Genomic DNA, 12,034 nt, shown 5'->3' with positions numbered 1-12,034 from the left:
GAGCGCACTTTTGGCCCTTAAACCACCCGTTTAAGGGCCAAAACTACGCTCTCGCGGAAAGGGGAGAAGGAGCCGACGCGCGCGGGCAGTGGCCCCGCGACTCCCCGGGCAGTACCGTGGGGAGTGCTATGCATAACAAATTAGAGCCACACCCCGACCTTCCCATCGACCTTCCGACGGCCGAGCGCATCCACGCGGCCGTCGAGCACTACGGCGAGACCGCGGTGGTCGACAGTTCCGTGGCCCTGTTGCGCGCCAAGAACGCCGGCAAGGACTTCCTCCTCTACGCCGGAGGTCGTCACGCGCTCGGCATCCTCGAGGGTGCACCCGCGCTGTACTGGCCCGAGCTGTGGGGCGCACGTGCGCTGCTCTACGTCTGGGGCGAGTCCGCCGCGCCGTACATCGTCGTCGGCCTGAACAACCAGGCCTGGCGGGTGCGCGAGATGTGCGCCCGCGTCGTCCAGCTGCGCGAACTTCAGGTCGCCCCGAAGCTCGTGCGTCTCACGACGGACGAGGTGCCGCGCGTGCGCGCCGCCGCCCTGCACGCGCTCGCCGCCCAGGGCACGGAGGAGAACCTCCCCACGATCGTGCAGCGCCTGCGCGACCCCGACAAGGAGGTGCGCCGCGCCGCCCAGCAGGCCCGCGATGTGCTTCAGGAACGCTGGCAGCTCTCCCGCGACCCGAACCAGGGCGAGGAACAGACCCACGGCACGAAGCACAGCCACGGAACGAAGCACACCCACCCCGAGCGCTGACCCCCGCCGCGGGCGGGTAACATCGCGCTGGTGACGGATGCGGGGACGCCCGCAGCAACAGGGGGTCGGATGTATCAGCGCTTCATCGCCATCGGCGACAGCTTCACCGAGGGAGTCGGCGACGAACTCCCCGATGGTCGGCTGCGCGGCTGGGCCGACCTCGTCGCGCTCGGGCTCGCCGCGGCATCCGCTGCCCCGGTCTCGTACGCGAACCTCGCCGTCCGTGGCCGTCTGCTCGGCCCGATCGTCGCCGAACAGCTCGAACCCGCGCTCGTCCAGGCGCCCGACCTGCTCTCCATCTGCGGCGGCGGCAACGACATGATGCGCCCGCGCGTGGAGATCTCCCGCGTGGTCGGTCTGATGGGCGAGGTCGTCGACGCCGGCCTCGCGCACGGCGCGCACGTTCTCGTGCTGAGCGGCGGCAACCCTTCGAAGCAGCTCCCCCTCGGCGCGCTCATGCAGCGCCGCGGTGACCAGCTCGCCGAGGCCGCCCGTGCGGCATTCACCCGGCCCGGCGTCACGCTCGTCGACAACTGGGCGGATGCCCGGCTCACCGATACCCGGTACTGGTCGGCGGACAAGCTGCACCTGAACGCGAGCGGGCACACCCTGATCGCGTCCAACGTACTCAAGGCTCTCGGCGTACCGGTTCCCACGGAGTGGTCGGGCGCGGATGCGTCGGGAGCTCCGACGGCCCCTCCGGCCCAGCGGATGCGCACCGCGGCCTACTACCGCGGCTACGTGCTGCCGTGGATCGGACGGCGCCTGACCGGGAAGTCCTCCGGCGACGGCCGCGAGCCCAAGATTCCGCTCCTCACGGCCGTCGACCCCGCCTGAACGACCCCCGCACGCCCTGAAGTGTCGCATATCGACGTTCCTGTGCGCCGGGAACGTCGATCTGCGACACCTCACGAGGCCCACCACCCACGCGCTGAAGTGTCGCATATCGAGGTTCCTGAGCCCCGGGAACGTCGATCTGCGACACCTCACGGCCGCTCGGCGGCGCGGCTCAGAGGGCTGGCGGCACGCGGAGCAGGGCTCCCTCCGAGCGGCAGGTCGCGGCCGCGATGCGCATAGCGCTCGCGAGCAGCTGCTGCCAGCCAGCGGCATCCGTCGGGACGCCGTCGCTGAGGAAGGTCTGCACGCTCGAGGCCAGGGTCGCGTCGCCGCCGCCCATGGTGTCGACGACCGTGCCGGGCAAGGACGCGATCGGCTCGCTCACGAGCAGGCCGTCGTCGGTTTTGATCGAGGCGCCCGCGCGGCCAGCGGTCGCGAGCACGTGGTGCGTTCCGCTCGCGACGAGGCGCTCGCGCAACTCCTCGAGGCTGCTGCCGTAGAGGAGCTCCGCGTCCTCGTCGCCGACCTTGGTCAGCAGGCTGCGTGCCGCGGCTCGCTCGAAGTTCTCCACGAAGCGGGCCTTGTCGTGGAGCATCCCGGCCCGCGGGTTCGGGTCGATCACGAGGCGATGCTCGCCGTCACCGACGGCGGCGAGGAACTCATCCGTCTGCGCGGTGTCGTCGAACGGGAAGCAGCTCACGACGACGAGCGGCGCTGCGTCGAGGGCGGCCCGTTCCCGGGGGCCGAACTCGATGCGCCGCTTCTGCGCGGCCTCGTTGAAGGCGTACCGCGGCTCACCGTCGGTGCGGTCCGAGGTCGCCCGGGAGCTCCCGAACGGTCCGGGCGTCGCTATCAGTTCCACGTCGTAGGTGGCGATGAAGTCGCGGAGCACGGCACCGTCTGCGTCGTCGCCGACCATTGCAATCAGGGTCGTCGGAATGCCGAGGACGGCGAGGCCGACGGCGACGTTGAGCGCCGCCCCACCGGGGAATTCCTGCACCGAGTCGGGCTCGCGCATCTCGTCGATGAGCGCGTCGCCTACGACGACGACGCGCGGGCGGGTCACCTCGTCACCTGCACGCTCGGTTCCTGGCGCAGTCTGGTTTTCTGTCATTTCGGTCTCATCTCCCCTGATCCGCGAGTGATCAGCTCGGTTGGTACAACATAGGTTCTCCCGGCGGAGCGGTCTCCGTCGAGTCGGGCAAAGATCCGTGCGGCGGCGAGCCGCCCGATCTCATACGGGTTCTGCGCGACGACCGTGACGCCCGGTTCGAGCAGGTCAGCCAAAGGCACGTCATCGAAGCCGACGAGCGCAACGGTGTGGTGCGCGCCCCGCTCACGCAAGCCGCGCACCGCACCGATCGTAATCAGGTTCTGGCTGCTGAACACGGCGGTCGGCGGATGCTCCGACTCGAGCAACGCGATCAGCGCACGGTTCGCGGCGTCTTCGTCGTGCAGGCCGGTGATGACCGGGATGTCCGCGGTCGCGACCCCGGCCCGCCCGAGTTCCTCGAGGAATCCTCTGCGGCGTTCCTGGGCCGTCTGGATGTCCGTCCGGTCGCCGAGGAAGGCGATTCGCCGGTGCCCGTACGAGAGCAGATGCCGCGTCGCGGCCGCCGCTCCCGCCGCATTGTCGCTCACGACGACATCCGCCTGGACACCCGCGGGCTCTCGGTCGACGAACACCAGCGGCGTCCCGCGGCGCAGTTCTGGCACCAGGTAGCCCTGGCTCTTCGACACGGTCGTGAGGATGAGGCCGTCGACACGACGGCGCAGGAATGCGGACACCGCCACTTCTTCACGGTCGGGGTCGTCGTCGAGGCTCGACGCGAAGACCGCAACACCGCGGGCGCTCGCGAGGTCCTCGATGGCGCGGTGCATCGCACCGGAGAACGGGTTGCCGACGCTGCCGACGAGCAGGCCGAGGGTGTTGCTGCGGCCGTCTGCCCTGCGCAGGTTGCCCGCGTGCAGGTCCGGGTGGAAATCCAGGCTCTCGGCCGCGGCACGCACCCGGGCGATGGTGGCCGGCGACACGTTCGGTTCACCGTTGATCACCCGGGAGACGGTCTTCACACCCACCCCGGCGAGCGCCGCAACGTTCTTCATCGTGGGGCGGGCACGCGGATCGACGACGTCGACCGGGCTCGCCGCCCAGTCCTCCGGTCCTGACATCGATGTCACAGTTTGGTCTCCGCCTCACGATTGCACTTGACCTTATTACATTCTGCACTGAGGATGATCACTGACATCGTTGTCAGGGAGCACCCTCCCCCCTACCAAGAGGAGATTCAAAGATGAATCGCACGACCACACCTTCCACCGTCAAGCGGATGATTGCCGCCGCTTCGGTCGCTACGCTCGCCACGATCGGCTTCGCCGGTTGTTCCTCGAACGCCTCGAGCAGCTCCACCACGGGGGCCGCGTCCGGCCCGATCGGCGTCTCGCTCATCGTCAAGACCACCACCAACCCGTTCTTCGTCGCCATGGAAGACGGCGCCAAGAAGGCCGCAGACGCGGCCGGCGTCACCCTCACCCTCGCGGCGGGCAAGGCCGACGGCGACGAGGCGAGCCAGATCACCGCCGTCGAGAACGCCATCTCCAAGGGCGACAAGGGCATCCTGATCACCCCGACCGGCCCGAGCGTGGAGGACGCGCTCGTCAAGGCTCGCGCCGCCGGCCTCTTCGTGATCGCCCTGGACACGCCGCCGACGAACAAGGATTCCGTCGACATCACCTTCGCGACCGACAACTACCTCGCCGGCCAGGACATCGGCAAGTGGACCGCCGCGAAGCTCGCCGGGCAGAAGGCCACCATCGCCATGCTCGACCTCTTCGGCGACAAGATCGTCTCCGTCGACGTCAACCGCGACCAGGGCTTCCTCGACGGGATGGGCATCAACACGGCCGACAAGGCCAAGAACGGCGACGAGGCCAAGACCGGCACCTACAGCGGCGGCGACTACGAAATCGTCGGCAATGAGCCCACGAACGGCGCGGAGGACGGCGGACGCACCGCGGCCGAGACCCTCCTGAGCAAGAACCCGAACATCAACGTCGTCTACACGATCAACGAGCCTGCGGCATACGGCGCGTACCAGGCCTTCAAGGCCGCCGGCAAGACCGACATGATCGTGGTCTCGATCGATGGCGGCTGCGCGGGCGTCAAGCAGGTCAAGGACGGCATCATCGGCGCGACCGCCCAGCAGTACCCGGTGAAGATGGCCGAACTCGGCGTGCAGGCGATCGTCGACCTCATCAACAAGGGAGCGAAGCCGACCACCAGCCCCGGCCTCGACTTCTACAACACGGGTGTCGCGCTCGTGACGGACGCCCCGCAGACCGGGGTCGACTCGATCGACACGACGAAGGCATCCGGCATCTGCTGGGGCTAGCCAGAACCACTACCGCTCCCGTGGGGTGCCGAGAATCGATTCCGGCATCCCACGGGGTCTTACCGTAGGCGTTTAGGAAACCGGAGCCCATCGTGACCCAACCCACCCAAACCGCGCACCCGGCAACGGGCGCGCACGACCTCGCCGAGGAATTCCTCGACCGCACCACTCCCCTCAGCCGGCTGCGCGGCGTCATGCACCGTTACCCGGCGATCAGCCCGGCCGTCGTGCTCGTCATCGCGATCATCGTGTTCGGGATGCTCAACGAGCGGTTCCTCAACCCGGCGAACCTCTCCCTGATCACCCAGCAGGTCGCCGTCGTCGGCACCCTCGCGATCGCCCAGACGCTCATCATCCTCACCGCGGGCATCGACCTCTCCGTCGGCGCCGTGATGGTGCTCAGCTCGATGGTGATCGCCCAGTTCACGGTCCAGAACGGCCTCTCGCCCATCCTGGGCCTGATCGCCGGACTTCTCGTCGCTCTCGCGGCCGGGGCCCTCAACGGGTTCCTCGTGACGCGGCTGCGCCTCCCCCCGTTCATCGTCACCCTCGGCACCCTCAACGTCTTCGTCGCCCTCACGCTGCTCTACTCGAACGGCGCGACGGTTCGTGGCGGCGACATGCCCGACCTGCTGACCTGGACAGGGACGACGTTCTCCGTCGGTGGGGTGAACTTCACGATGGGCGTGCTGCTCATGCTTGTGCTCTACATCGTGATCGCCTTCATCCTCTCCCAGACCGCATGGGGCAGGCACGTCTACGCCGTCGGCGACGACAAGGAGGCTGCCCGCCTGGCCGGCATCAGCGTCAGCCGGGTGCTGATGAGCGTCTACCTCGCCGCCGGTGCCATCCTCGCGATCGGCGCGTGGATCCAGATCGGACGCAGCAACGCCGCCTCGCCCAACGCGGGCACCGACCTCAACCTCGACTCGATCACCGCCGTCGTCATCGGCGGCACGAGCCTCTTCGGCGGCCGCGGCACCATCTGGGGAACCCTGCTCGGCGCCCTCATCGTCGGCGTCTTCCGCAACGGGCTCTCCCTCGCCGGCCTCGACGTGCTCTGGCAGACCTTCGCTGTCGGCGTGCTCATCGTCCTCGCCGTCTCCGTCGACCAGTGGATTCGAAAGGTACGCAAATGACCCTCATCGACGACAGCGCCGCTGCGGCCGGCGCACCGGCACCACTGCGCACGCCCATCCTCACGGCGACGAAGCTCGTCAAGACCTACGGCCGCGTCGTCGGCCTCGACGGGGTCAGCCTCGAGCTCTACCCCGGAGAGGTCCTCGCGATCATCGGCGACAACGGCGCGGGCAAGTCCACCCTGATCAAGTGCCTGACCGGCGCCGAGGTTGCCGACGAGGGCGAGATCACCCTCGACGGCAAGCCCGTGCAGTTCAAGCGGCCGCAGGACGCACACGCCGCCGGCATCGAGACGGTCTACCAGACCCTCGCCGTTTCCCCGGCCCTCGACGTGGCGTCGAACCTGTTCCTCGGCCGCGAGCTGCGGCGCGCGGGCCTGCTCGGCTCGGTGTTCCGCATGGTCGACAAGAAGGGCATGCGCAAGCGCGCGCGGCAGGAGCTGGCCGACCTCGGCATCAGCACCCTGCAGGACGTGACCGTCGCGGTCGAGAACCTCTCCGGCGGTCAGCGCCAGGCGGTCGCAGTCGCGCGCGCGGCGGCATTCGGCTCCAAGGTCGTCGTCCTCGACGAACCGACGGCGGCCCTCGGCGTCCGCGAGTCGAACCAGGTGCTCCAGCTGGTCAAGAACCTCCGCGACCGGGGCATCCCGGTCATCCTGATCAGCCACAACATGCCGCACGTGTTCGAGGTCGCCGACCGCATCCACATCCAGCGCCTCGGCAAGTGCGCCGCGACGATCACGCCGCAGTCGCACTCGATGACGGATGCCGTCGCGATCATGACCGGGGCCAGGAAGGCATGACCATCACACCGCCCACGCATCCCGGCGAGCCGGTCGCCCTGTACGCCGAATTCACCGCCCTCCCCGGCCGCGGGGACGAGGTGGCCGCGCTCCTCGTCGGCCTGACCGTCGACGTTCGCCGGGAGCCGGGCAACGTGACCTTCGACCCGCACCGCCGCGTTTCGGACCCGCTCGAGTTCTTCGTCTACGAGGTGTACCGCGACGCCGACGCGTTCCAGGCGCACATCACGGCGGCCTACGGGGTCGTGTTCAACGCAGCCCTCGGCGACATGATCGAGGGCGAGGGATCGGAGCTGACCTGGCTGACTCCTCTCACCGTCTGATTTCTGCGAGGGCCGAACGTTGGGCATCCTAGAAGCGGATGCCCGACGACCGGGCGTCCCGAAAGGTAACCATGCGCCTCATCCTGATCCGGCACGGCCAGACGGTGTCCAACGTCGGTGGTCTCCTCGATACCGCGCACCCCGGCGCCGACCTCACCCCGCTCGGTCGTGAGCAGGCCGGGAATCTCGTGGCCGCCCTCGAATCGGTGACGATCGACGCCCTCTACGTCTCCACCCTCGTGCGCACCCAGCAGACCGCGGCACCGCTCGCGGCGGCACGGGGACTCGAGGCCCGCGTCCGCGAGGACATCCGCGAGGTCGCAGCCGGCCACCTCGAGGGACGCCACGATCGGGCCGCCGTTGACGCGTACTGCACGACGTTCCTGGCCTGGGCGAACGGCGACCTCGACACCGTGATGCCCGGCGGAGAGTCAGGAAGGGACACCTTCGCCCGGTTCGACCGGGTCGTGACGGAGGCCGACGATCTCGGGCTCGAGACCGTCGCCTTCGTCAGCCACGGAGCGATCCTGCGCGCCTGGACGGGGTACTCCTGCAGCAACCTCCACGCCGGCTACGTGACGGACAATCAGCTCAGCAATACCGGAACAATCGTCGTGACCGGATCACCTCTCGAGGGATGGACGGCAGAAAGCTGGATCGGCAGCATGCTCCCCGTGGGGCAAGGAAGCGCGGCGAACGCGTCCGGACCAGCCGGGCAACCCGGACTGCTTGCCGAACGGGGATTCTGACTCTCTGATTCGGGCCCGGTCATCCCCTATACTCGGGTCACAGGGAGCCTGATGACCGCGAAACCCACTGGCCCGCTCGGCCATCGATACCAGCTCAAGGAGCTGATCGGAAGCGGCGGCATGGCCTCCGTCTACCGTGCGACCGACGACCGGCTGGGCCGGGATGTCGCGATCAAGGTGTTCCGGACCGTCGCCATCGAACAGGGCGACATCGAGCGCCAGCAAGCCGAGATCAACGTGCTTGCGAGCCTCAGCCACCACAGCCTCGTGACTCTCTTCGACGTCGGCGTACACACAGCGTCGCCGGAACGGCGCCAGATCTTCCTCGTGATGGAGCTCATCGACGGCGCCGACCTGCGGGACCGGCTGCTCGAGGGCCCGTTGTCCGTGCGGAACATCGCCCAGATCGGCTATGACCTCGCCGAAGGGCTTGATTACATCCACGGGCGCGGCATCGTGCACCGCGACATCAAGCCGGCGAACATCCTCCTCGCGCAGTACAGCAGCCGGTTCCGGGCCCGCGCCAAACTGACTGATTTCGGCATTGCGCTGTCACCGGCGAGTGCGCGCCTCACGGAGGGCGGAGCGACGTCGGGGACGGCGGCGTACCTCAGCCCGGAGCAGGCCCAGGGCGATGAGGTCGGACCTCCCAGCGACATCTACTCGCTCGGGCTGGTCTTGTTGGAGTGTTTCACGAGGGAACTGGCCTTCCCCGGTCAGCCGGTGCCCGCCGCGGTCGCACGCCTGCTGCGCGACCCCGGGATTCCAGCGTCGATGTCGCCGGCCTGGCGCGACCTGCTGTCGACGATGCTCGCGCGGAATCCCGCCGACCGCCCCGAGATCGCCGAGGTCGTGCTCGCGCTCCGCCAGGCCGTCATCACGGAAACGGGCAGGCACCGCGGCGACGACCAGGTTCCCCTCTCGACCGACGAGGCCGAGCGGATGGCGGCCGTCGCGCGCCTGGACATCCTCGACACCCCGCCCGACGACACCTTCGACCGGATCACCGCGCTCGCCGCCAGGATCTTCTCCGTGCCGATCGCGATCGTGAGCATCGTCGACCACGACCGCATCTGGTTCAAGTCCCATCCCGGCCTCGACCTCGAGCAGATCTCCCGAGACCCGGGCCTGTGCTCCTCTGCGATCATGCAGGAAGGCCCCTGGGTGATCGAAGATGCGCGCACGGATACCCGTGCGCTCACGAATCCCCTGGTCTCCGGCGGTTTCGGCCTGCAGTTCTACGCGGGAGTCCCGCTGCGCACCCGGGACGGGTTCAACCTGGGCACCCTGTGCGTGCTCGACTTCGAACCGAGAACCGTGACGGATGCCGAGATCGAGACCCTGCGCGACCTCGCCGCCCTGGTCATGAACGAACTCGAGCTGCGGCTCGAGTACGGCAGGAACCTCACCCGGCCGGCTGCGGCATCCGCTTCAGCGGGCTGACGACCTCGGCCCGCCGGGACCCGACACGCACGCGCAGCCTGATCCCCGCGCACGCTGAGGGCGACCGCGGGAACCGTGATCAGGACGGCGCTGAGGACGAGCCCCGCCGGGTCATCGTGAGGATCCCGAGTCCGGCCACGAGCAGAACGACGCCGACGACGGTGGCCGGCGTGAAGTCCTCGTGCAGCACGAACACGCCGAGTGCGGTCGCGGTCACCGGTTCGACGAGCGTGAGCGTTGACACCTGGGATGCCGACAAGCCCCGCAATCCGCGCGCGAACAGGGTGTATGCGAGGGCCGTCGTCACGACCGCGAGCCACGCGGCCGTCGCCAGCCCGGCCGATTGGGCGAGCCAGGCCGGGTTGCTCGCGAGAAGCACGGGCAGCATCAGCGCCGCGGCCGCACCGAACGTGGCGCCCATGGCTGTCGCGGGCGACCAGCCGCGATCGAGAAGCAGCTTGGTGCTCAGCGTGTACACGGCGTAGGACGCGGCCGCACCGAGTGAGCCAGCGATCCCGAGCGCCGTCACGGGGCCGCCTCCCCCGCTGAACAGCCCGGAGAGCGCTGCCACCCCGGTCGCCGCAACGAACGTCGCACACGCCCAGCGGAAGCCAGGGGGCCGGCGGAACCAGCCCCACTCGAGCAGCCCCGTGAGCACGGGAGCCGATCCGAGGGCGACGAGTGTGCCGACCGCGACCCCGTTCTGCGCGGTCCCGGTGAAGAAAGCCGGCTGGTACGCGGCAACGCCGGCCGCGCCGAGGAGCACGAGCGCCACGCTCGACCCGCGCGGCCGGCTCCTGACCCGGCCCGGCTCGCGACGGCTGCCAGTATCCCCTGCGCCGTCGCGGACTGCCGCGGCCGACCGCCTCCGGCGTTCCGTGACCGCGACCGCGAATGCGAGGATCGCCAGGAGCGCGCCACCGAACACGATGCGCGCCGCACCGAGGGAGGTCGCACTCGCCTGGGCTCCGCCGAGGGCGCCGAGGGCCTGGGCGGTGCCCGTCGTTCCGAAGCAGACGGCCGCGAGCACGATCAGCCACCTGGAAGCCCGCACGGTCATAGGTCATTGTTCCATGCCGAAACCGCCGCCCGCGGGGTGCGCCCGGAGCGGGCGAGAACAGTTATGTCGGAGAAAATCGCGACTCGCGGCATCCGCCGCCCGGGATGACGGCGTGTCGCGAAAACCTCCGACTTTGCGACGGTCGACCCGGCGCGCGAACACCCGAGCGCCCGGAGCGGGCGAGAACAGTTATGTCGGAGAAGATCGCGACTCGCGGCATCCGCCGCCCGGGATGACGGCGTGTCGCGAAAACCTCCGACTTTGCGACGGTCGACCCGGCGCGCGAACACCCGAGCGCCCGGATGGAGGCTCTTCCTCAGGTGGTGGCTGGCGGCATCCGGTCGAGGTCGGCGAGGAGGGCCCGGACCCGCGCCTCGATCTCGTCGCGAATCGCCCGGACGCCCTCCATTGGGAGCCCGACCGGGTCGGCGAGGTCCCAGTCGAGGTACGTGCGGCCGGGATACACCGGGCACGCGTCGCCGCAGCCCATCGTGATCACGTAGTCCGCCGCCCGCACGACCTCGTCCGTCAACGGCTTGGGGTACTCGCCGGCGAGGGGAACGCCGATCTCGTCGAGCGCGGCGACGACCATCGGATTGACCCGGCCGGCCGGGGCCGACCCTGCCGTCAGGACCCGCACGCGCTCCCCGGCGAGCGACCGCAGAATGGCCGAGGCGAGCTGGGATCGTCCCGCGTTCTGCACGCAGACGAACAGCACCTCCGGAACGTCGGGAACACCCGGAATGCCGTGCACGTCCGAAACGTCGGAAGCACCCGGAATGCCCGGCGCGTCTGTCCTGAGGCGATCGTCCGTCGCGGTCCGACCCTCTGCCGCGGCCAGCGACCGCAGCCGGTCGCCGGCGAAGCGCGCCGTGAACGACGGAAGGTACCGGGTGATCTTCGCCTGCCGGGCAAGGAGCTCGTAGCTCTCCTGCACGTACCGTTCGACGGTTTCGTGCGAGAACGTGCCGCGGAACCGGGTCGCGAGGTCATCGGTGATGCGCGCCAGCACGGGCACCGCCACGACGGCAGCGATCGTGTCGTCGACGTTCCTGGTCGTCTCGAGGACGTCCCCGACCCGCTCGGGCACGACCGAGTACCAGACCTGGCGCCCGACCTGGTCTCTGGCGAGCAGGCCTTCTTCGGTCATGATGCGCATGTGGTGACTGACGGTCGGCTGGCTCAGCCCGAGTGCCGTGGCGAGCTCGCCGACGAGCGCCCGGCCGTCTGGCCGACCGACGATCATGCCGAGAAGCTGCACCCTCGTGGGGTCTGCCATCGCGCGCAGGCTCCGGGCGATGTCTTCGGCTGCCGCGCGGTCGAGCGGCCGCAACTCGTCCTCAGTGGCTTCGGCAGGGTCGGTTCGCATAGACGCGAGTCTATGCGAACGGGTAGCGGATGCCCCGGGCGGCCCGGTGCGCTGTCTCACCGCCGCCCCGCGCGCCACTTCCGCCGCTTCGCGCCCGCTGCGCCACCGCGTCACGAACCCGCGCGCCACTTCCGCCGCTTCGCGCCAGGCGTGCCTGGCGCGAA

Annotated in this window: 12 protein-coding genes; 8 read left to right on the top strand and 4 right to left on the bottom strand. The window is 69.4% G+C overall.

Annotation, left to right across the window (positions count from 1 at the left end):
- The first annotated feature begins 128 nt into the window (after window positions 1–128).
- Window positions 129–755, top strand: a complete 627-nt coding sequence (locus QN350_RS17235; protein WP_322138139.1) for a HEAT repeat domain-containing protein — start codon at window positions 129–131, stop codon at window positions 753–755.
- 69 nt (window positions 756–824) lie between these two features.
- Window positions 825–1,592, top strand: coding sequence for an SGNH/GDSL hydrolase family protein (locus QN350_RS17230; protein ID WP_322138140.1), 768 nt, complete (start codon window positions 825–827; stop codon window positions 1,590–1,592).
- Window positions 1,593–1,764: 172 nt separating this feature from the next.
- On the opposite strand, the gene QN350_RS17225 is transcribed toward QN350_RS17230, so the two are convergent.
- On the bottom strand, window positions 1,765–2,706 hold the full coding sequence (locus QN350_RS17225) for a PfkB family carbohydrate kinase (RefSeq protein WP_322138141.1): 942 nt from the start codon (window positions 2,704–2,706) through the stop codon (window positions 1,765–1,767).
- On the bottom strand, window positions 2,703–3,698 hold the full coding sequence (locus tag QN350_RS17220; RefSeq protein WP_322140348.1) for a LacI family DNA-binding transcriptional regulator: 996 nt from the start codon (window positions 3,696–3,698) through the stop codon (window positions 2,703–2,705). Before QN350_RS17220 ends, QN350_RS17225 begins: the two co-directional genes overlap by 4 nt.
- A gap of 188 nt (window positions 3,699–3,886) precedes the next feature.
- Between QN350_RS17220 and QN350_RS17215 the strand changes: the two genes are divergently transcribed.
- The 6 genes from QN350_RS17215 (at window position 3,887) to QN350_RS17190 (ending at window position 9,441) form a co-directional block, all read left to right on the top strand.
- On the top strand, window positions 3,887–4,984 hold the full coding sequence (locus tag QN350_RS17215) for a substrate-binding domain-containing protein (RefSeq protein ID WP_322138142.1): 1,098 nt from the start codon (window positions 3,887–3,889) through the stop codon (window positions 4,982–4,984).
- 92 nt (window positions 4,985–5,076) lie between these two features.
- Entirely contained in the window at window positions 5,077–6,123 is a 1,047-nt protein-coding gene (locus tag QN350_RS17210) for an ABC transporter permease (RefSeq protein WP_322138143.1), read from the top strand.
- Window positions 6,120–6,926: an ATP-binding cassette domain-containing protein gene (locus QN350_RS17205; protein WP_322138144.1), complete on the top strand. Its 807-nt coding sequence runs from the start codon at window positions 6,120–6,122 to the stop codon at window positions 6,924–6,926. Before QN350_RS17210 ends, QN350_RS17205 begins: the two co-directional genes overlap by 4 nt.
- Window positions 6,923–7,249, top strand: coding sequence for a putative quinol monooxygenase (locus tag QN350_RS17200; protein WP_322138145.1), 327 nt, complete (start codon window positions 6,923–6,925; stop codon window positions 7,247–7,249). Before QN350_RS17205 ends, QN350_RS17200 begins: the two co-directional genes overlap by 4 nt.
- Before the next feature lie 71 nt (window positions 7,250–7,320).
- A complete protein-coding gene (locus tag QN350_RS17195; RefSeq protein ID WP_322138146.1) occupies window positions 7,321–7,998 on the top strand; it encodes a histidine phosphatase family protein in 678 nt (225 codons plus the stop codon).
- A 51-nt stretch (window positions 7,999–8,049) separates the two neighbouring features.
- Complete coding sequence (locus tag QN350_RS17190; RefSeq protein WP_322138147.1) at window positions 8,050–9,441, top strand: GAF domain-containing serine/threonine-protein kinase; 1,392 nt, start codon at window positions 8,050–8,052, stop codon at window positions 9,439–9,441.
- A gap of 79 nt (window positions 9,442–9,520) precedes the next feature.
- On the opposite strand, the gene QN350_RS17185 is transcribed toward QN350_RS17190, so the two are convergent.
- Window positions 9,521–10,501 carry an EamA family transporter gene (locus QN350_RS17185; protein ID WP_323507904.1) on the bottom strand — a complete coding sequence of 327 codons (981 nt, stop codon included), beginning with the start codon at window positions 10,499–10,501 and terminating at the stop codon, window positions 9,521–9,523.
- 316 nt (window positions 10,502–10,817) lie between these two features.
- Entirely contained in the window at window positions 10,818–11,870 is a 1,053-nt protein-coding gene (locus QN350_RS17180; RefSeq protein WP_322138149.1) for a metalloregulator ArsR/SmtB family transcription factor, read from the bottom strand.
- Window positions 11,871–12,034 lie beyond the last annotated feature (164 nt).

It is taken from the genome of Cryobacterium sp. 10I5 (assembly GCF_035019865.1).
In the GTDB taxonomy this organism is placed as follows: domain Bacteria; phylum Actinomycetota; class Actinomycetes; order Actinomycetales; family Microbacteriaceae; genus Cryobacterium; species Cryobacterium breve_A.
Note: the sequence above shows the minus strand (reverse complement) of the source record. Positions and strands in the feature narration are given on the sequence as shown.